Origin of the sequence: Methylobacterium sp. 275MFSha3.1 (assembly GCF_900108435.1) — a bacterium.
Taxonomy (GTDB): domain Bacteria; phylum Pseudomonadota; class Alphaproteobacteria; order Rhizobiales; family Beijerinckiaceae; genus Methylobacterium.
Map to the genome: position 1 here is coordinate 12,458 of NZ_FNWP01000037.1, position 19,972 is coordinate 32,429.

Here is a 19,972-nt window from a genome sequence, read left to right on the forward strand (position 1 = left end):
TATCATGACCAACCTGATCACCGTCCTGAAGGGCGGCGGGCGCTACGACGCGACCTGGGTCGCCCGCCTCGCGGCCGGCATCCGCCGCCATGCCCCGGCTTTCGAGCGGATCCTCTGCCTCACGGACCTGCCGGTGGTCGTCCAGGGCGTGGAGACGATCCCCCTCCGGCACGCTTGGCCCGCCTGGTGGGCGAAGATGGAGGCGTTCCGGCCCGGTCTCAGCACGGGTCCGACCCTCCTGTGCGACCTCGATACGGTGCTGACCGGCCCGGCCGATGCCCTGGCCGTGCCCGGCCTCGCCGCGATGGAGGACTATTTCCACGCGGGGCGCCTCTCCAGCGCGCTGCTGCGCTGGTCCGGGGACGAGCTTGCATCGCTCTATACGACCTTCGCGGCCGACCCCGACCGCTGGATGAGTCCGGGGTCCTGCGGTCCGGTGCCCAACGCGGTGCATGGCGATCAAGTCGTCATCGACTACCTGCTGCGCCGGAGCGGCCGGCAACCACATTTCATCCAGCGCCTCCATCCCGGCCTGCTCGATTTCTATGATCCCCGGCGCGAGTATCATGGTCCGGTCGTGATTTTCATCGGAGCGGCGAAGCCGGATACGGCGACTGGGGCCGTACATGCTGCGTGGACGCGTAGCTAATGGAGGACTTTCGACGCAGTCTCGGCTGACGCCATCTGAGGCGTTATTGTGATCAGGCCGGCCGAAGGGAATGCGACCTATCTGAACAGTAGCTTCGAAGCTACCTTTTGCCTACGGGCTACGTTCCTGCATGACCCTGCGCGTGTCAGTGGGCCGCCGTCGAGTAGGAAGGAGAATGTCCGCATTTCGGGCGGCGGCATTCCGAAGCGGAATGGCAGGTTTTGGCCAGATTTCGTCACGCTGGATCGACGTCGCGCGCAGAACCGGACATTCGACTTGGCGCCCATACCAGTCACTGGATGGCCCTCGTGTGCGTCTCCAAAGCAGAAATCGCTCAAGCCGGCGGCCACGACATTCTACGGTCGATGCCGCCCGTCACGTCGTCGACGGCCGCCGTGCGATTTTGCCGTCACAACGGTCCGGGGCTGGACAGATCTCCGGCCCCGGTCACACCTCTCAGACGCTCGGATGTTGCCCCCGAACCGGGCTCACCGCTTCCAGCACCGATGCTGCGCGCAGGAGGGTCGTCTCCGCCTGCCAGCTTCCCACCAGTTGCACGTTGATCGGCAGGCCCTCGCGGCTCGTTCCGAACCGCATCGACAACCCCGGCAGGCCGGTCACGTTCAGCGGCACGGTCGCGCCCTGCAGGTAGGTGAGGTCGACCGTCTCACCGTTGACGACGAGTTCCTGGATGCCGTGCTTGTGCGCGGGCACCGGCAGCACCGGGGTCAGGAGCACGTCGAAGTTCCGGAAGTAGGCCGCGTACCCATCCCGCAGCCGCTCCGCCGCCTGCTCGGCCGCGACGTAGTCCTCCACCGACGTGTCGGGGAGCGACAGCATCGTCTTGGCCATCTTGTACATCTGGTCCTCGTGCCCTGCGACCGCCTCTCGGAAGGCGGGCTTCATCTCCATGACGTGGAGCTTGTTGAAGACGTCCAGGGCGAAGTCGCGCTCCAGCGCCGGGATGCGGACCTCCTCGACGTGATGACCCTCGTCCTTCAGGGCCTCGGCGGCCGCCTTCACCGTCGCCGCGACCTGCGTGTCGATGGGGCCGAAGCCCGGCCCGACTATCCAGCCGACGCGCAGCTTCCGGTCGGACGTGACGCCGGCGTCGAACGGGACGGTACTGGTGGCGAAGGCATCCTGGCCGTCCGGGCCGGCGAGCTGCGAGAAGGCGAGCGCAAGGTCGCGGATCGAGCGGGCCATCGGACCGACGTGCCAGAAGCGGCGCGGCGCCCGCGGCCAGATGCCGGTCATCGGCACGCGCCCGTGGGTGGCCTTCAGCGACACGATGCCGGTCTGGGCGGCCGGGCCGCGCACCGAGATGGCGAGGTCGGTTCCGAGGCCCAGGGGCGACATGCCGGCCGCGATGGCCGCCGACTCGCCGCCGCTGGAGCCGCCGGGCGTGCGGTCGAGGTCCCAGGGGTTGTTCGAGCGTCCGGAGAGCAGGTTGTCGCTCTCGATCCAGTAGGAGAACTCCGGCAGGTTGGTCTTGGCGAGCAGGATGCCGCCGGCTTTCTTCATGCGGGCGACGCTGGTGGCGTCGGCGTCGGGAGTGCGGCCCTTGAAGATCGGCGAGCCGCGCTGGGTTAGCACGCCGGCGGTGTCGATCGAGTCCTTCACAGTGAACGGCACGCCGTGCAGCGGTCCGAGGTCCTGGCCCGCCATCACCGCGGCCTCGGCCTCCTTCGCGGCGGCGAGCGCCTCCTCTGCGACGGTGACGATGGCGTTGACCTTGGGGTCGACGGCCTCGATGCGGTCGAGGTGCGCCTTCACGACCTCGACGGGCGAGAGTTGCTTGGTGCGGACCAGCTCGGCGAGCCGGGTGGCGTCGGAGAAGATGATGTCCTGGGTCATGGCTACTTTCCCTGCCTAACGTTCGGTAGGCAGGCAGTTAGGTCTGGATTTTCTAGTCGTCAATCCCTAACTAACGGTTGGTAGGTTTTTCGATGCCGACAAGGAGACAGGGGTGAGCACGAACGCGAAGGAGACGATCCTGGCGGCCGCGCGGAAGACCGCGCAGGCGCACGGCTACGGCGGGTTAAGCTACCGCGACCTCGCCGCCGAGGTCGGCATCAAGGCAGCGAGCATCTACCACCACTTCGCCAGCAAGGCGGACCTCGGCGCGGCCGTGGCCCGGCGCTACTGGAAGGACATCGCGGTCGAGCTCGACGCCATGCTGGAGGAGACCGGCGACCCGATGGAATGCCTGCGGCTCTACCCGGGCACCTTCCGCCGCTCGCTGGAGGACGGGAACAGGCTCTGCCTGTGCAGCTTCATGTCGGCCGAGTACGCCAACCTGCCGGAGGCCGTGCAGCGGGAGGCCCAGGGTTTCGCCGACGTCAACGTCGCCTGGCTCGCCAAGGTGCTGGTGATGGCCAAGGCGGTGAAGCCTGGGGAAGCGGAGGCGCGCGCGCGGGCCATCTTTGCCGCGGTGTCCGGCGCCCAACTCTACGCACGGAGCCGCTCGGACGTCTCGCAGTTCGACGACCTGATCGAGAACTACCGCGCCTCGGGCCTGCTGCCGGCGTAGGGCAATCTGCACCCTCGGTGGGGGACCGGACGGTCCGCATCCGACCCGGCCTAGTCGTTCACGCGCAGCCGCGCCTTCCCGGGAAACAGACGCAAATTCCACCGCCGCTCCGGCAGCGATGCGGTGACCCCGGCCGTTCAGCCCTCGTCGGCATAGTGCTTCCTCAGGGCGGCGAGACCTTCCTCGTAGATGCCCTGGAAGAGCTTCGTGACCTCCGCGTCGCTGACCCCGACCGGCTGGAATTCGCCGGACCACTCGACGCGCGACCGCTGCCCGTCGCCGGTCTCCCGGACCCGCAAGGTCGAGAGGTAACCCCTTTGCGGGAAGGGGGACTGAAGGATGTGGTAGCTGTAGCTCCGTCCGGCCTCGTCGAAGGCCATCAGCCGCTCGACGATGACGCCGCCGTCAGGGTTCGCCAGGTGCCGGACGCGGCCGCCCTCGTGCAACTCGGACTTGGGGATGTAGGGCAGCCAGTCCGGCAGGGAGCCGAACCCGCCGATGAACCGCCACACCTCGGAGGCCGGAGCCGGGATCTCGACGCTTGCCGATGCCGTCGCCATGGCCGCCCCCTACTGACCGGACGGGAGGGGCGCGTCGGGCGCCACGACCCCGCTCCGGCGCAGGTCGCGCCAGAAATCCCCGGACACCTCGAAGCCGATGGCGGCGTGGTCCTCCGCGATCCGCTCCGGGCGGCTCGCCCCGGGGATGACCGCGGCCGAGGCGGGATGGGCGAGCGAGAAGTGGAGCGCCGCCGCCTTGATCGGCACGCCGTGCTTGCCGCACAGCGCCTTGATGGTCTCGACCTTGGCGGCGATCTCGGGCGGCACCGAGCCGTACTCGAAGTGCGCACCGCCCGCGAGCACGCCCGAGCTGTACGGACCGCCGATGACGATCTCGACCTTCCTCTCGACCGCGGCCGGCATCAGGCGCTCAAGCGCCCTTCCATGGTCGAGGAGCGTGTAGCGGCCCGCGAGCAGGGTGCCGTTCGGGCGCACCTCGTCGAGCGAGAGCAGAAGCTCCACCGGCTCGACGTTGTTCACCCCGAGGCCCCAGGCCTCGATCACGCCCTCGTCGCGCAGTCGGTCGAGGGCGGGAAAGGCCCCGGTGCGCGCCTGCTCGAACAGCCCGATCCACTTGTCGCCGTGAAAATCCCTGGCGATGTCGTGGACCCACACGAAGTCGAGCCGGTCGACGCCCATGCGCCTCAGGCTGTCCTCGATGGTCCGCTTGGCGCCGTCGGCCGTGTAGTCGTAGACGACCTTGTTCGGGCGCCCGTACCTGAAGATCTCGCCCTTCTCGCCCTGGTCGCGAGCGCCGGTCTCGACCTCGTCGAGGATGAGGCGGCCCACCTTGGTGCTGAGGCGGTACGCATCGCGCGGGTACTTCGACAGGGCCTTGCCGAGCCTGATCTCAGACAGGCCGCTCCCGTAGAAGGGCGCGGTGTCGAAGTAGCGCGTGCCGGCCTGCCACGCCGCGTCGACCGTGGCTTCCGCCTCGTGGTCGGGGATGTCGCGGAACATGTTGCCGAGCGGTGCGGCGCCGAAGCCGAGCGGGCCGGCGAGCAGGGCGTCCCTGATGGTCATGGCTCCTCCGAGCGTGTGGAAGTCAGCGCGACATCGGGGCCGTCGTTGCCAAGCCGGTAGAAGGCGGTCGTGTCCCTCGCGATAAGGCCGGCAAGCCCCGCGGAACGGCGTACAGGCCCCGCACGGAGCCGTATCGGCCGTTCTTGCGAACCTGCCGGCCATTGTTGCGTCAAGGTTTCGAGCGGCGAAAGGCCGGGCGTGCTCAGCGACGGACCGTGGCCCGGTACTGCCCCGGCGTCAGGCCGATGCTCCTGCGGAACACCCGCGTGAAGTTGTCCTGGGTGCCAAAGCCCTGCTCGACCGCGATCTCCATCAGCGTGGCCCGACCAAGCGCCAGCGCCTCCCGGGCCGCTCGGACCCGCCGGTCCGTCACGTAGCGATGCGGGGTCAGGCCTGTCGCCTCGCGGAACAGGCGCGCGAAGTGGAAGGGGCTGAGGCAGGCCTCGGCCGCGAGGCGTTCGAGGGGAATGGGTTCGGCGTAATGCGCTTCGATGTAATCGGTCACCCGCTTGAGGCGGCGCTCGTCGAGCTTTCGCGGAGCGGTGGACGGCTTCCAGCGGTCGACCGTGTAATTGGCGATCAGGTGGGCCGCCAAAGCGGTCGTCAGACCATCGACGAACAACCGGTCCGTCGGCGATTGCGGCCTGCCGAGCATGCCCTCGAACGCCCGCGCGAAGCTGACGAGGAGCGGATCGGCCAAGCCGCCGACGAAGGCAAGTTCGACCAGCGAGGCGTCGATGCCGTAGTCCGCCAGGGCACTGTGCTCGATGAGGGCCGGCGGCAGGCACACGTGGAGGCACGAGATGGCCTCCGAGAGTTCCGCCTTCTCCATGAAGCCGACCGGTCCGGTCCAGGCCGTTCCGGCCCCGGCGAGGCACTTCTCGTCCTGACCGTCACCGGTGCGTCGTACGACAGCGCGGCCGCCGAGCATCACGATGAGCTCGTTGCAGGGATAGGCTTGCCTCGGGTGCGATCCGGCACCGTTGACCCGGCGTTCGATGACCAACCGGGAGCGATGGTCGACCCGACCGAGCACCTGGCATGTTCCTCGCCGCTGGTCCCCCATCGTCTCGAACGACATCAAGGCACCTCGGGTAGGAGCGCTGGCGCATCGAAGCCGCGTACGGTCGTCCACGCCGATCCTGACCCATCGCAAGCCGTTACGGCAAGCGTGCCCGCGATCCTATGGTGCCCGCCGCGGTGAGCGCCTCAAGCCGGTAGGCGCAACCATCCTGCCCGGGGTCCGAAAATCCGCAGAGCGGCTGGAGGGCCTGGGGTTCGCCGTCCGCGAGGCCGTCGCCGATCAGGCAGCCAAGCTCGCGAACACGAGGGACTGGTGGGCCGAGACACCCGCCGTGACCCCGTCCGCCACGGCCCAACTCACGCTATGGAGCGCCCGTGCGATGTCGCCCGCCGCATACACCCCAACGACGGTCGTCAGCTTGGAGGCATCCGTGCGGATGACCGGACCGAACGGCCCTTCGTCGAGCGCGCAGCCGAGCCGTTCCGCCAGCGGGCTGTTCATGCGCGAACGCGGGGCGAGATAGAGTGCCTCGACGGCCGCCGTGCGCCCGTCGCCGAGCATCAAGCCCGACAGCGTCCCGCCCTCGCCGACGAGGGCCGCAACGGCGGCGGGCTCGATCCCAACGCCACGTCTCGCGAGGCGGGCGCATGTCTCCTCGTCGGGCATGTCCCCGCCGTTCAGGTAGAGCGTCGTCGGCCCCCATTCGGCGATCAGCATGGCCTGATGCGCGGATAGCGGGGACACGGCCAGCACGCCGAGCTTCCCGTCGGCGAACTCGTAGCCGTGGCAATAGGGGCAATGGAGGACGCTCCTACCCCATCGCTCCGCCAAGCCCGGGATCTCGGGAAGCACGTCCGTTATGCCGTAGGCGAGGACGAGGCGAGCCGCGTCCAGGGTAGCCCCGCTCGCAAGGGTGACGGTGAAGCCCCGTCCCGCCCGGACGTCGACCACCTCACCCTCCACGAAGGTCGCCTGCCGGTACGCCGCGAGTTGGGCGCGGGCCTGCGCGAGCATCGCCCTTGGGTCGCTGCCGTCCTGGCCGAGGAATCCGTGGGAGGCCGCGGCGAAACGATTCCGCGGGCTGCCCGCGTCGACCACGCAGACCGAGCGCCGTCCGCGGGCGATGTACGTGGCCGCCGCCAAGCCGGCGAAGCTGCCTCCCACGACGATCACGTCAAACGGCATGGGCTTGCTCCAGGGTCAGGACGCCGCCGCGCGCGGCCAGGCGGGCGTGGAAGTCGGCGCTGAGCGCGGCGAGGGTGACGCCGCCGAAGTGGTCCAGCAGCACCCGCTCGGCCTCGCGGAAGCCGTCGTCGAGCGCCGCGTTCACGGCCTGCTCGACGAGGCAGCCGGGCGCCTCGGTGCGGTTGCCGACGGCGAACAGGTCGGGCGACCCTAGGGCGACGTGGATGTCGCGAAGGGTGATCTCGTGCAGGTCTCGGGCGATGGTCCAGCCGCCCCCGTGCCCGCGCCCGGACCGGACGAAGCCCGCCTCCCGAAGCCCGGCCATGGTCCGGCGCACGACCGCCGGGTTGGTCTGCATGGCCGTGGCGAGCGCCTCGGAGGTGAGCGGTCGCGGCTCCTCCGCCATGTGCAGCAGCACGTGGAGGATGCCGGAAAGGCGGCTATCGCATTTCATGTAACAAGTGATGTTACATCAAGTGGCGCGCGTCAACCGGAACGGTGCATAGCTTCGTGTCGCGCCGGGCAGACGCATGGTGACGACCGCTCGGTCTCGATGCCGCGTGGAACCGGACCGTCGCGAAAGCACACGGCCCGGTCACTGGCAGTGCCGGTCGGAAAACCGGGGGTAGTCATTCTCTATGCATTCGCGGCCAGTGCCGGGAGGCGGACGCCGCAGGGCGGCCGCCTCCCGGTTGGTGCAAGCAATCAGCCCTGGCGGAGATGCGCCAGCAGGCGCTCGGCCGCCGGTCCGGACGAGGCCGGGTTCTGCCCCGTGATCAGCAGGCCGTCGGCCACCACGTAGGGCTCCCAGTCGCCCGTCTTCGAGAACCGGCCGCCGTTCCGCTTGAGCTCGTTCTCGACGAGGAACGGGACGACCTCGGTCAGGCCCACCGCCTCCTCCTCGGTGTTCGTAAAGCCGGTGACGGCCTTGCCCTCGACCAGCGGCTTGCCGTCGGCCGCCTTGGCATGACGCAGCACGCCGGGGGCGTGGCACACGAGGGTGACCGGCTTGCCGGCCCCGAGCGTCGCCTCGATCAGCTTGATCGAGGTGGCGTCCTCGGCGAGGTCCCAGAGCGGGCCGTGGCCGCCGGGGTAGAACACCGCGTCGAAGCCCTCGTGGGTGATGCCGTCGAGCCGCGCCGTGTCCGCCAGGACCGCGTTGGCGTCGGCATCCGCCTCGAAGCGTCGGGTCAGGACGGTCTGGAAGCCCGGCTCGTTGCTCTTCGGGTCGAGGGGCGGCTTGCCGCCCTTGGGCGAGGCCAGGATCACCTCGGCGCCGGCGTCCTTGAAGACGTAGTAGGGCGCAGCGAGCTCTTCCAGCCAGAAGCCGGTCTTGCGGCCGGTGTCGCCGAGTTGGTCGTGAGAGGTCAGCACCATCAGGATCTTCATCGTCGTTCTCCGGTGGGGGTCGGGGTTGTCGTTCGAAGGGTTCGGGGCGTCAGTTGTGCCGAGCCGCGATCCTCTCGGAGGGACGCTCGACGCCCGCTTCGCGCGCCTGGGTGTCCTCGGCCCTGACGGGCGTCGCGTCCGCGGGGCGGATCATCCCCGGGCCGGTCATGCGGACGGCACCGATGATCTCCAGGGTGATGCGCTCCTCGGCGGAGGCGGCGGTACCGCCGAACAGGGCGGCCCCGAGCTCGGCGAGTAGCAGGTAGGGGGCGACGGGGTGTGCGGTTCGCGGGGCCATGGTCTGCTCCATCGTCACATTTGAGTAGACTGGTCGTCTACAGGTTCCGCACGAGCAGGTCAGGCTTCGCCTTGGGCTCGCCCGGTCAGGCTCGTTGCGGGTTCAGGATGCGCCGCGTCGTCCTCATCGCGGCGTCGAACGGTGCGTCGGTGCGCTCGATCTTCGCCATCAGGCTGGCACCGAGCCATAGGTGGTAGAGCGTCTCGGCCGTGGCGCGTGCGTCAGCTTCGACCTTCAGCGAGCCCTCGGCGACGCCCGCCTTGATGGCGCCGGCCACGCGGTCGATGATCCCGGCGGTGCCGGCCTTCAGAGCCAGCCGCATCGGCTCGGACAGGTCCGAGACCTCGGCCGCCAGCTTCACCGCGAGGCACTTGCGTTGGTAGTCGATGCTCCCCTGCGTCGCCTGCCACTTGCGCCAGTAGTTCATCAAGCGCTCTGCGTGGCTGAGACCGGTCTCGGCGAGGGTGGCGTCGATGTCGGCGAGGTACTCCTCGAAGTAGTCGGCCAGGAGCGCCTCGCCGAAGGCCTCCTTCGAGCCGAAGTAGTGGTAGAACGAGCCCTTCGGGACCCCGGCTGCGGCCAGGATCTCGTTGAGCCCGACGCCCGAGAACCCCTTGGCGCCCACGATGCGGTGGGCGGTGTCGAGGATGCCTTGCCGGGTATCGGTGTTGCCGCTGACATGTGCCATGGCCCGAATATGGACCTGATTAGACCGGTCGTCTAGTGGCTCGCAACGATTTTCGAGAAAATTACCTCTGCCCCAAAGAAACCCCGCTGGCTCCCGCACCAGAATGGCCACCATGACAATGGGCCACGACATGCTGACGTCATGGCCGCCGCTTTCGGGTGGACTGCTGCCGGTCAGCTTATGGGCGACAAGGTGTGAGAGCAGACATGGTCGTCACGACTTCTCGCGACTCCTTTCCAACCCTCAGAAGATCCGCTTCTAGGCTGTTGAGGCAGAGGCCTTGACCCTTGACGTCCCCCCATCGCTTTGGTCCGGCCTGAGTGCGAGTTTTCCGGTTTTGTGAGACCCTGATGGGAGGAGCAGAGCCGTGAAGAAGAGCAGGTTCACCGAGGAGCAGATCGCCTTCGCGCTGAAGCAGGCCGAGACGGGGACACCGGTCGCGGAGGTGCTGCGCCGGATGGGCATCTCCGAACAGACATTTTACCGCTGGAAGAAGCTCTATGGCGGGCTCGGCACGGGCGAGCTACGTCGGCTGAAGCAGCTTGAGGAGGAGAACCGCAAGCTCAAGCAGCTCGTGGCCGATCTGAGCCTCGACAAGCACATCCTGCAGGACGTGCTCGCAAAAAAGCTCTGACGCCTGCTCGGCGACGCGAGCTCGTGCACCAGGTTCAGGAGGCGCACGGGGTGAGCGAGCGGCGCGGCTGCGCCGCGCTCGGCGTCGGCCGGTCGGGCGTCCGCTACCGCTCGACCAAGCCCGATCAGGCACCGCTGCGAATGCGCATCTGCGATCTGGCCAAGAGCCGGGTGCGCTACGGCTACTTCCGGATCTACATCCTGCTGCGCCGAGAGGGCTGGCGGGTGAACCATAAGAGGGTCCACCGCCTCTACCGGGACGAGGGCCTCAGCCTGAGGCTCAAGCGGCCGCGCCGGCACGTCAGCGCGGCACACCGTGAGCGTCAGCCTGCTGCGCTCCGGCCGAACGAGCGCTGGTCGATGGACTTCGTCTCCGATGCGCTGTTCGACGGCCGCCGGCTGAGAGCCCTGACGGTCGTCGATGCGTTCACGCGCGAGGCACTGGCGATCGAGGTCGACCAGGGCATCAAAGGCGAACAGGTCGTGGCTGTCGTCGGCCGCTTGGCGCTGCTGCGCGGAGCACCGTGCGCGATTCAGGTCGATAACGGGCCTGAGTTCGTCTCGAAAGCCCTCGACCGCTGGGCCTACGAGAACGGCGTCACGTTGGACTTCTCACGGCCTGGCAAGCCGACCGACAACGCGCTGGTCGAGTCGTTCAACGGCCGTCTGCGCGACGAGTGCCTGAACGCGAACTGGTTCTTGTCGTTGGCCGACGCGAGGAGCAAGATCGAGACGTGGCGGCGGCACTACAACGAGAGCCGTCCTCACACCGCTCTGGGGTGGCTGACGCCCCAGGAATTTGCCCTGGCGGCGGCCCTGCAGGCCGCCGAATGAGATCCGGAAGCTCACCTTCCGGCCGGACCAAAATCTGGGGGACCCTCACCCTGACCCTGCACTAACTTTGAACTCGGACCACCGCGTGGGGGCTGGTCAGGGCTCTTTCGAACATTTGAGTTGGTGGTCTCTATAATGACTACGAAGGGCAAAATCGTGAATGCGAATATTGATTTATAGTTGCGTGGCCCAATGCCCCGTTTGGCGCACTCTCGGAGCAACGCATCTTTAGTCATTGCAAGTCGACGACCGTTAGGGCAGTCCCATCCTCACCGTTTCAAGAAAAAGGCGACTGCATCGTTTACGGCTTCCGGTAAAACGCTTATATGCGTTCTCTCGGGGATCAATCGGAACTGACTTGTCAATCCGGGAATGCGTGAGAGGCGGTCCGCCATCTCTCGCGATAGTTCAACCGTTCGTGCCGCTTTCAGGCGCTTCATGCGTGCTTCGCGATCCGGCGCATCCCGCTGAAACGGCGCGAGTTCCTCCTCGTAGGCCCCCGCCAAAAGAAGCACATGCGCACGAACGGGTGCCCCGCTTTCGAGCCCGGCAATGCTCTTCAGCAGCACAAGATCCTCCCAGTAAATAGAAGGACTGACCGCAATCCAATGGGAGAAGGCCGTCGGCGCGTTGGCAAGGGCATAGAGGACAAAGAGCCCGCCGAATGAATGGCCGAAGAGGGCTTGCCGGGTGGAGTCAACCGGGCAACGCCGCTCGATCGCGGGCCTAAGCTCGGTTAAGACGAAATGTAGAAACTGTTGGGCGCCACCTGTTCGGAGGGCGGGACCGCCAGGCTTGTACGGCGGGTAGGACTGCCCCGGCGGCGGCGTGTAGTCCCAGGAGCGACGTACGCCGTCATAGGCTTCATCCCCGGGATACCCGATCCCGACAATCGCAAACCGTGATTCAACCCCGGTCGCATCCGGGTATGGTGCCTGCACGCGCTCAATGTCGGTCGCAGTGGCCATCACCGCGTTGCCGTCCAGTAGGTAAAGGACAGGCCAGCCAGTGGTTGGTGCATCTCCGGGCGGGACGTAGAGTGTGATCCGCCACGGCGCCTGTCCGTCCCTGCTGCCGAGGTCAAAGGTGACCGTGCGGGCAAGCCGGGCCGGCTCGTCTGCGCCCGCGCTAGCGAAGCGCGGCAGGAACATCGGCCAAATCGCCGCCGGAAGACACATCGCTGCTCGGCGTGAGACGAGGGTACTCACTTGACGTGCCTCACGGCGGCCTCCAGCCAGGCAGGGGCGGACGCCCCGGTGGCTGGCGCGACGTTTACCACCGGTAGATCAGGCTGCCGAGGATCCGACCCGGCTCGTTGCGGTTGCAGAACCCAAACGAGCAGCTCGTGTAGTTGCGGTTGAAGATGTTATAGCCGTTGATCTGGGCACGGAAGCCCTTGTACTTCGGGTCAATAGCCCCGAAATCGTAGGCTATTAACGCGTCGTACAGCGTGACGGCCGTGTTGCGCACCGTGTTGGCATCGTCCGCGAAGCTCGTACCGATAAAGCGGATGCCGCCGCCGAACTGAACGCCGCGCATGGGCGATGACGGCGGGAAGGCATAGGTGAGGAACGAGGCGTAGGTGTCGCCGGGGATGCCGGAGACGCGGTTCCCATTGGTCGAGACGACGTTTCCACTCGGATCGAAGCCTGTCCCGTTGATGAAGCGTATGTCGACGTGCGAGTAGGCGATCGTCAGGTTCGTGCCCGGCGCGAGGTTGGCGGTAGCCTCCGCCTCGAAGCCAGTGGAGCGCACCGCGCCGGTGGCGGCTTGGAAAGCGATGTTGCCCGAGTCCGTGCGCAGAATGCTCGACTGGACGATGTCGAAGCCCGCGAACGCGACTTGGATGTTGGTGCCGGGGATCAGGTACTTCACCCCCGCCTCGATCTGGTCACCGGTGGCTGGCTTGAACGCCTGCCCGTTCCGGTCCGTGCCGACCTGCGGCGTGAAGGTGGTGGCGTAGCTCGCGTAGGGCACGAGGCCAGGTGCCAGGATGTAGCCCAACCCGACGCGGCCGGTGAACGCCGAGTTGTCCTGGCGCGAAACCGCGCTGCTTGGCGTGGCGAAGCTGTCTTGGAAGGTCTGGTCGTAGCGCCCGTTAAGCGTCAGGATAAAATTGCCGAGCTTGGCTTGGTCCTGCAGGTAGATACCGACTTGGTCCTGCGTCTGGCGCGTCGCCGCCGCGAGGGGCGGCGTCGCGATGAACTGTTGGCCATAGTTCCGGGTGATGAGGTTGAGGTCCGGGGCGGGGCCGAAGCCGAAGCGTTGGCTCAGGCTGTACCGCGCGTAGTCGACGCCCCCGACCACGGTGTGGGCGATCGGTCCGGTTGCGAAGCGGGCTTCCAACTGGTTGTCCAGGGTTTGCTGCATCAGGCCCGAGCGGATGTAGCCGGTGCTCCGCGTGCCGATCGTGTTCGCTGCGTTGATGCTGTCGATGCTCGTGTAAGCCGCATCGACGAACGAGCCGTAGTTCCGAAAGTTCTGGCGGAACACGAGGTCGGGCGTGAAGAGGTGCTCGAACGCGTAGCCGACCCGGAACTGGGTCTGATTGAGGCCGTCGAAGGCCGGGTCGCCCAGGTAGTACGGACTCACCCGGAAGCCCGGATAGTTATAGAAGAATGAGGTGGTTGGGTTTTTATTGGTCTGGAACTCGCTCAGGAACGTGAGTGTGGTATCGGCCGACGGTTTCCAAGTGAGCGCCGGGGCGAGATAGAGCCGGTCGTTGTTGGTGCCCAGCCCGATGAAGGTGCCACCCTCGCGCCTCATGCCGGTCATGCGGAAGGCCAAGGTGCCATCAGTGCCGTCGACTGGGCCGCCGAAGTCGAAGTTGCCCTGCGCGGTACCGAAGCTGCCGCCCTGGAGCCACATCTCGCGAAAGGGCGTGAAGACCGGTCGCTTCGTGGTCGCGTCGAGAATGCCACCAGGCGAGCCCAGCCCGTAGAGGCCGGAGGCGGGCCCGCGCAGGACGGTCACCGCCTCCAAGCCGTAGGGCTCGAGCCGCGGGTAGTTGAAGCCGCTTCCGATCACCCGCAGGCCGTCGCGGTAGATGCCCTGGTTGGTGAGCACGTCGAAGCCGCGGATGAAGATCTGGTCGAAGCGCGGGTCGAAGCCCTGCGTGGCGACCGAGACGCCGGGGATGTACTGGATCGCCTCGGCGAAGCCCTGAACGTTGCGGTCGTTGAGCTGTTCGCGGGTGACGACGGAGATGGCTTGCGGGACCTCGATGACGGGGGTGTTGGTCTTGGTCCCGGCGGTGACGACGCGAGCGGTGTAGCCGGTGATGCCAGAGGGACCGCCACCGCCGCCGCTGGTGGCGGCCGTGCCGCCGTCGCCGCCGCTGAGGTTGACCCCACCGGAGCCCGTCGGTCCGGGAGCTGAGTTGCCGGGTCTTGCTGCCTCGACCGAGAGTTCGTTGAGCTGGACGGTCCCGTCCTGCGCCGCTACGGGGCCGGCGAGGGCGGTTGTGGCGAGAAGGATAGCGAGGAGCGAAGAGCGGTGGGACATAGATCACGCTGACACGCGCCCGAGCGGCGCATTGCCAGTGTGATCACCGTTCACGGCTCGTTGAACAAGCCGAAAACGTGTTCCAAAACACACACTTACAACAGTTCAAATCTGGAAGAATTCCAAGCTGTGCTTTGCGCCCGTCTGCTTACCACCCCCGTGCCGAAGTTGCTGGATGAAAGATGAACGACCGCTTTGGAGAACTGCTGACGGTGGTTCAAGCGGCTGGGTTGGGTCGGATGCGGAATGATCGGACAGGGTGGATTTCTGCCGGTCCGCTTCCGAGCGTCTCAGGCATCGAAGAAGACGTTGCCGCTCCCTCCGTAAACGGCCCCTCAGCACACTCCACTTGCGGTCCTCCAAGTCCGGACGTAACGTCTATCCGGCCTCAGGATAGGCCAACGGTCCGCGTGAAGGGCTTAGCCCATTCGGAATCCTTGATCATGACCTGACTTCCTGCCCAGCAACGCGGACGATGGGCGCTGAGGAAGGAAGGATTCCATGGCCGAAGCCGTCTTATCGCACGCCATTCAAAGGCATACGCTCCCAGAGCGTCCGAACCTTGAGTATCTTCGCAACGAAGCGAAGGCGCGGCTTAAGACGCTGCGTGTGTCAGATCCAACTGCGCAGTTGTCGAAAGCTCAAAAGGAGGTTGCCCGCAAATACGGGTTCTCTAGCTGGCGCCGACTGCGGGCAGAGGTTCAGAAGCTAACGGGTCAAACGAGCGCAGAAAGTACTGCCGATAAGGTTGAACGCCTAGCCGCGGAACAGGCGCTCCCTCGCAAAGCGCGGCCCATCGATCCCACAACGCTGGGTCAATTTATCGGCTTCTACCAATTGGCTCCCAAGAGTATCTTGACCATTGAGCGCGACGAAGATGGACTTATGTCAAGGCTGACGGGCCAAACATTCTATTCCTTGCTTGCGGAAAGTCCGACGAAGTTCTTTTATAGAAATTCGCTTATTAAGGCGCAGCTTAGTTTTGAAAGAGACGACATTGGCGCGGTGATCTCATTAGAGCTTCACCAAAACGGCATTGAACAATCCGCACCGCGCATCAGCCGTGAAAAGGCAGCTGCAGTCGAGCAATCCATCGAAGCACGAAAGGCTACGAACGAGCCAAGATCCGGTAGCGAGCAGGCGCTTCGTCGCATCATAAAAGCAACCCAACTTGGCGTTTCGGAACCTGATTTAATGGCTGCCGGCCTGGCACGAGCTTTCGAAGAGCAGATCCCAGATAACAAGCGAGCACTTAAAAGGTGGGGCGAGCTGAAATCCATCCAATTCAGGGGCATCTCGATGGCCGACGACTGCGACGTGTACAATGTTAAATTTGAGCAGGCCGAGACAGAATGGCGGCTTAGCTTGAACGATGCATCAAGGATCGAAATGGCTAGCTTTCGTATAGTACCATAACAATCAACGTCCGGGCGGCCGCTTTGTAGACCTGCCAGCGGCGGTCCGGACGGCTGGGGTCTGTCGCAAGCCGTAGGACCGCTTGGGTGGATTGCCGCCAGTCTGCTTCCGCTCGACATAGGGTGGAAGCGTACGTTCGTGTTTCCTCGCCGCCTGCTTCCACCGACCACCGACCGGCGTCGAATTCCAGCTGATGCTCGTGGCCAAGGGCATGACAACGCGTGCCGCGAGAGGGCTTCGTGCGGACCTCGATCACGGACCTCGGGCCGGACTTCGCGGCCCACGACCCCACCGATCATGCGGCTGGGCGCTGACGCCTCACGCTGTACCGCGGGCGTAATCCATGGCGTCGAGGTCGGCGATGAGGCCCCGGCCGTCAGGCTGCCAGCCGAGCCGGGACCGCGTCAACGCGCTCGACGCCGCCATGTCGGCCCCGGCAAACCCCGCCAACCATCCGAAATGCGCGGCGGCGGCATCAGGCGCGACGGAGGCCGCTGGGACGCCAAGGCCCCGGCCGACGGCTTCCGCGATGGCTCGAAGCGGGACGCCCTCCTCTGAGACGGCATGGTACCGGGCCCCCGCCTCGGCACGCTCCAGGGCCAGCACGTAGAGGCGGGCGACGTCGCGCCTTGGTCCCGCCGCCCAGCGGTTCGCCCCGTCGCCCACATAGGCGGAGACGCCCTTGGCTCGAGAATGGGCGACAAGATAGGTCACGAGGCCCTGCTTGACGGTGTCGTGCACTTGCGGGAGCCGCATCACCGACACGTTGACGCCCGCCTGCAGGAGCGCCTCACCCGCCTGTTCGGAGACGACACGGGGGTTCTGGTGGTCCCTGTCGAAGACGTCCTCGGTGGCCGTACGGCCGGACGACGGGCATCCCATCGCTACGCCGGACGTGATCAGCAGGGGCCGATCCGAGCCCTTCAGCGCGGAGCCAAGGGCATCGATGGCCCGCCGGTCCTTCTCGCAGTTAGCCACAAAGTCCGAAAAGTCGTCGTGATCGAATGCGGCATGGATCACGCCGTCGGCCCGGGCGGCCCCATCGTGTAGGCTGACCCGGTCCGTGAGGTCGCCCCGGTGCGGCTCGACCCCCGCCGTTCGGAGCGCCGCCGCGCCGGCCTCGGACCGGGTCAGCCCCAGGACCTGATGCCCGGAGGCAACGAGCTCCGGGATGAGCGCCGAGCCGATGAAGCCAGTAGCGCCCGTGAGGAATACGCGCATGGATGACTGTCCGCGTTGTGAGGAAACCCCACTTTCCTGCGGCTGGCGTCACCGTAAAATACGTGACCGTATCAGGGTATAATCTTTCACAGGATCGCCATGCCGGCCGGCTCAGAGAATCCCCTCGGCGCCTATCTACGAGACCGGCGGGCGAAGCTCGACCCGTCCTCGTTCGGGTTCGCGGGCCGCAGGCGGACGCCGGGCCTACGTCGGGAGGAGGTCGCCCAGCGTTCAAACATCAGCGCGACGTGGTACACGTGGCTGGAGCAGGGCCGCGGCGGTGCGCCCTCCGCGGACGTGCTGAACCGCATTGCCGCCGGTCTGATGCTGACTGATGCCGAGCGCGAGCACCTGTTCATGCTGGGCCTCGGGCGCCCGCCGGAGGTCCGCTACGCGGTCGCCAAGAGGGTCACGCCCCGGCTGCAGCGACTGCTCGACACGCTGGAGACCAGCCCTGCACTGATCAAGACAGCCACCTGGGACGTCGTCGCGTGGAACCGTGCCTCGGCCGTCGTGCTGACCGATTGGAACACGGTCCCGCCGGGCGAGCGCAACATCCTTCGCCGCATGTTCGGCTCCGGTCAGGTTCGCGCGATCCAGCATGACTGGGACAGCGTGGCCCGCTACGTGGTCGCGGCGTTTCGTGCGGATGCGGCCCGCGCCGGTGCGGCGTCCGAGGTCGGCACGCTGGTCGAGGAACTGTGCCGGACGAGCGAGGACTTCGCGGCGCTGTGGCGCGAGAACGAGGTGCACCATCACGGCGAGGGGACGAAGCGGTTGAAGCACCCAATCCTCGGCGCCATCGAGCTTGAGTATTTCTCCTTCGCCGTCGACGGTCGCCCCGACCTCGGCCTGATCGTCTATAACCCCACCACGCCGTCCGTCAGGAAGCAGATCCGCAGGCTGGTCGATGGTCGGCCCGGCGACGGCACCCGCACAGACCCATCGCTGTAACCGCGCGGTCGGCATCGACGTTTGGAAGTCGCAGCAGCGCCGACCGCGTCGGTGGAGATCGTCCCGTCGTCCATCGTGGACGGGCTTCGCCTTCCCAGATGGCGTCCTGATCATGCGCAACGAATATCGCGTCTGCTTCGGAGCATCGACAAAGAGATGCTGAAGGGCCGAGTTGGGTCGCAAGCGGAATTACCGCTCGGGGTGGATTTCGGCCAGTCCGCTCTTGAGCGGCTCACGCATCGAAGCAGACGTCGCCGTTTGGCCTACGGCTTGCGAACCCCTGGCTGTCGTCAGTCATATTTGAGTGCAGTGGCCGTTCGACAGCCGGGCTCCAGCAGCCGCTACACCTTGGCGCGCAACTTCACTCCCGAGCAGAAAAAAAACATGCTGTTTTAATCCGATGTCTCGATTGGACTCGGAACCGACGGAGATCCGAGCAATTGGGCGCATGAGCCTATCTAGGAACCGTCAAATCTCGGCAAAGAGTTCTGCGTGTCGAAATTATCGGTTGTACCAACTCTAATCGAAACAACTGCCCACATCGATAAGAAGCGTGCCTTCGAGTTCTGGCGCTACAGTGCGTTGGCTGGATTTGGTGATGTTGAACCAATAAGGCCTCGGGAGCCGTTCTCCGCCAAGCGTCTCACCGTAACAATTGGCGATTGTATACTTTTGCATACGGTCAGCAGTCCGGTTTCGTTAGAGATCAGGTCGCGCCACATCGACCGAAACGCGCAGGATATGGTGGTCATCCGGCTGGGCTTGGCTGGGCTCGGCTACCAGATGCAGCTCGATCGTGGAGGCCGCCTCGTTGCTGGTGATCTGAGCTTCCTAACAAGGAGCCGGCCTTTAGTGACAGGCACCCAGACCCCATACGAGGAGATCCGGCTTGCTGTGCCACGAGCAACCTTCGAAAGCCTAGTGCACTGACTCAGACGGATGGTTCAGGGGATCGGCTGACGGCGGCGAGGATGTCGGTGGCGGGCTTGGTCCAGACGAAGGGTTTGGCGCGCCGGTTGTGTTCGGCGATGTAGCGTTTGATCGCCGCCTGCAGATCGACGACGCCGGTGAAGGAGCCGCGTCGCAACCGACGACGGGTGAGCGCCGAGAAGAAGCCCTCGACGGCGTTGAGCCACGAGGCCGAGGTCGGGGTGAAGTGGAAGGTCCAGCGCGGGTGTCGGGCGAGCCAGGCGCGCACCTTCGGATGTTTGTGGGTGGCGACGTTGTCGAGGATCGCGTGGATCGCCTTGTCGGGCGGGACGGTGGCCTCGATGGTGTTCAGGAACCGGATGAACTCGCCGTTCCGGTGGCGCTGCATGCAGCGGCCGAGCACGGTGCCGGCCAGGACGTCGAGGGCGGCAAACAGCGTCGTGGTGCCGTGACGGGTATAGTCGTGGGTCTGGGCGGCGGGATGGCCGGATCCGAGAGGCTGGTCGGGGCGAGTGCGCTCCAGGGCCTGGATCTGGCTTTTCTCATCGATGGACAACACCACCGCGTGGGCAGGCGGGGCCATGTAGAGGCCGACGACATCCTCGACTTTGGTGGCGAAGGCGGGGTCGCGCGAGCGCTTGAACGTGCGCAGCCGATGCGGCTGGAGGCGGTGAGCGTCCCAGATCCGCTGCACGGCGCGCAACGAAATCCCGACAGCGCGGGCCATGGCACGGCCGGTCCAATGGGTGACCTCGCCGGGCGGCTCCGAGCAGGTCAGTGCCAGCACCTCGGCCACCGTCTCGGTCGAATGGGGCGGCGTGCCGGGCGGACGCGTCTTGTCGCGCAGCAGACCTTCCACGCCCGCCTCGGCGTAGCGCCGCTGCCAGCGCCACACGGCGGGGCGGCTGACGCCCGCCCGTCGGGCGACATCCTGGACGCTCAGGCGCTCGGCTGAGAACAGGACGATGCGGGCACGTTGGATATGTTTGAGTGGGCTGGAGCGGTCGCTGGCGATCGCAGCCAACCGCGCCGCGTCGGTCGGAGGAAGGAGCACGCATACCGTCTGGGCCATGGCCCAGACTCGCACGTCTCACCGACTCTGTGAATCCTCCGTCCGCGTCACCGCACTAG

General features: G+C 66.2%; 18 protein-coding genes. 5 read left to right on the forward strand and 13 right to left on the reverse strand.

The annotated features are described in order from the left end of the window. Nucleotides 1-4 precede the first annotated feature (4 nt). Nucleotides 5-649, forward strand: coding sequence for a hypothetical protein (locus BLW78_RS28120; protein ID WP_091683406.1), 645 nt, complete (start codon nucleotides 5-7; stop codon nucleotides 647-649). A 456-nt stretch (nucleotides 650-1,105) separates the two neighbouring features. Here the strand turns inward: BLW78_RS28120 and BLW78_RS28125 are convergent, their stop codons facing one another. Continuing rightward, nucleotides 1,106-2,506 carry an amidase gene (locus BLW78_RS28125; protein ID WP_091683408.1) on the reverse strand — a complete coding sequence of 467 codons (1,401 nt, stop codon included), beginning with the start codon at nucleotides 2,504-2,506 and terminating at the stop codon, nucleotides 1,106-1,108. A 112-nt stretch (nucleotides 2,507-2,618) separates the two neighbouring features. Between BLW78_RS28125 and BLW78_RS28130 the strand changes: the two genes are divergently transcribed. Then, on the forward strand, nucleotides 2,619-3,182 hold the full coding sequence (locus tag BLW78_RS28130) for a TetR/AcrR family transcriptional regulator (protein WP_091683410.1): 564 nt from the start codon (nucleotides 2,619-2,621) through the stop codon (nucleotides 3,180-3,182). Between the two features lie 137 nt (nucleotides 3,183-3,319). On the opposite strand, the gene BLW78_RS28135 is transcribed toward BLW78_RS28130, so the two are convergent. The 8 genes from BLW78_RS28135 to BLW78_RS28170 form a co-directional block, all read right to left on the reverse strand. Beyond that, nucleotides 3,320-3,742, reverse strand: coding sequence for an SRPBCC family protein (locus tag BLW78_RS28135; RefSeq protein WP_091683412.1), 423 nt, complete (start codon nucleotides 3,740-3,742; stop codon nucleotides 3,320-3,322). Nucleotides 3,743-3,751: 9 nt separating this feature from the next. Continuing rightward, nucleotides 3,752-4,765, reverse strand: a complete 1,014-nt coding sequence (locus tag BLW78_RS28140; protein WP_091683414.1) for an aldo/keto reductase — start codon at nucleotides 4,763-4,765, stop codon at nucleotides 3,752-3,754. 202 nt (nucleotides 4,766-4,967) lie between these two features. Next, entirely contained in the window at nucleotides 4,968-5,900 is a 933-nt protein-coding gene (locus tag BLW78_RS28145) for a helix-turn-helix domain-containing protein (RefSeq protein ID WP_244527089.1), read from the reverse strand. A gap of 168 nt (nucleotides 5,901-6,068) precedes the next feature. After that, nucleotides 6,069-6,974: an NAD(P)/FAD-dependent oxidoreductase gene (locus BLW78_RS28150; RefSeq protein ID WP_091683416.1), complete on the reverse strand. Its 906-nt coding sequence runs from the start codon at nucleotides 6,972-6,974 to the stop codon at nucleotides 6,069-6,071. After that, the gene (locus tag BLW78_RS28155; RefSeq protein ID WP_091683418.1) at nucleotides 6,964-7,428 is read right to left on the reverse strand and encodes an RrF2 family transcriptional regulator; all 465 of its coding nucleotides are present in this window, start codon (nucleotides 7,426-7,428) and stop codon (nucleotides 6,964-6,966) included. The genes BLW78_RS28150 and BLW78_RS28155 overlap by 11 nt, the downstream gene beginning before the upstream one ends. A gap of 251 nt (nucleotides 7,429-7,679) precedes the next feature. Then, nucleotides 7,680-8,363 carry a type 1 glutamine amidotransferase domain-containing protein gene (locus BLW78_RS28160; RefSeq protein WP_091683420.1) on the reverse strand — a complete coding sequence of 228 codons (684 nt, stop codon included), beginning with the start codon at nucleotides 8,361-8,363 and terminating at the stop codon, nucleotides 7,680-7,682. Between the two features lie 49 nt (nucleotides 8,364-8,412). Then, nucleotides 8,413-8,661: a hypothetical protein gene (locus BLW78_RS28165; RefSeq protein WP_139307764.1), complete on the reverse strand. Its 249-nt coding sequence runs from the start codon at nucleotides 8,659-8,661 to the stop codon at nucleotides 8,413-8,415. Nucleotides 8,662-8,746: 85 nt separating this feature from the next. Beyond that, nucleotides 8,747-9,349, reverse strand: coding sequence for a TetR/AcrR family transcriptional regulator (locus BLW78_RS28170; protein ID WP_091683424.1), 603 nt, complete (start codon nucleotides 9,347-9,349; stop codon nucleotides 8,747-8,749). Nucleotides 9,350-9,716: 367 nt separating this feature from the next. Between BLW78_RS28170 and BLW78_RS28175 the strand changes: the two genes are divergently transcribed. After that, nucleotides 9,717-10,816, forward strand: a protein-coding gene (locus BLW78_RS28175) for an IS3-like element ISMex11 family transposase (protein WP_091683426.1) whose coding sequence is annotated in 2 segments (ribosomal slippage) — nucleotides 9,717-9,969 and nucleotides 9,969-10,816 — 1,101 coding nt in all. Because the reading frame shifts where the segments join, the coding sequence is not laid out codon by codon here. A 269-nt stretch (nucleotides 10,817-11,085) separates the two neighbouring features. Here the strand turns inward: BLW78_RS28175 and BLW78_RS28180 are convergent. Next, nucleotides 11,086-11,967 carry an alpha/beta hydrolase gene (locus BLW78_RS28180; RefSeq protein ID WP_244527090.1) on the reverse strand — a complete coding sequence of 294 codons (882 nt, stop codon included), beginning with the start codon at nucleotides 11,965-11,967 and terminating at the stop codon, nucleotides 11,086-11,088. Between the two features lie 121 nt (nucleotides 11,968-12,088). Continuing rightward, nucleotides 12,089-14,320: a TonB-dependent siderophore receptor gene (locus tag BLW78_RS28185; protein ID WP_091683429.1), complete on the reverse strand. Its 2,232-nt coding sequence runs from the start codon at nucleotides 14,318-14,320 to the stop codon at nucleotides 12,089-12,091. Nucleotides 14,321-14,821: 501 nt separating this feature from the next. On the opposite strand from BLW78_RS28185, the gene BLW78_RS28190 reads away from it, so the two are divergent. Then, a complete protein-coding gene (locus BLW78_RS28190; protein WP_091683431.1) occupies nucleotides 14,822-15,736 on the forward strand; it encodes a DUF3471 domain-containing protein in 915 nt (304 codons plus the stop codon). 318 nt (nucleotides 15,737-16,054) lie between these two features. Here the strand turns inward: BLW78_RS28190 and BLW78_RS28195 are convergent, their stop codons facing one another. Next, on the reverse strand, nucleotides 16,055-16,957 hold the full coding sequence (locus tag BLW78_RS28195; RefSeq protein WP_091683433.1) for an SDR family oxidoreductase: 903 nt from the start codon (nucleotides 16,955-16,957) through the stop codon (nucleotides 16,055-16,057). 99 nt (nucleotides 16,958-17,056) lie between these two features. Here BLW78_RS28195 and BLW78_RS28200 point away from each other — a divergent pair, with 99 nt between their 5' ends. Beyond that, entirely contained in the window at nucleotides 17,057-17,911 is an 855-nt protein-coding gene (locus BLW78_RS28200; protein ID WP_091683435.1) for a helix-turn-helix transcriptional regulator, read from the forward strand. Between the two features lie 931 nt (nucleotides 17,912-18,842). Here BLW78_RS28200 and BLW78_RS28205 read toward each other — a convergent pair. Further along, a complete protein-coding gene (locus BLW78_RS28205) occupies nucleotides 18,843-19,913 on the reverse strand; it encodes an IS630 family transposase (RefSeq protein WP_132369412.1) in 1,071 nt (356 codons plus the stop codon). Nucleotides 19,914-19,972: the final 59 nt, after the last annotated feature.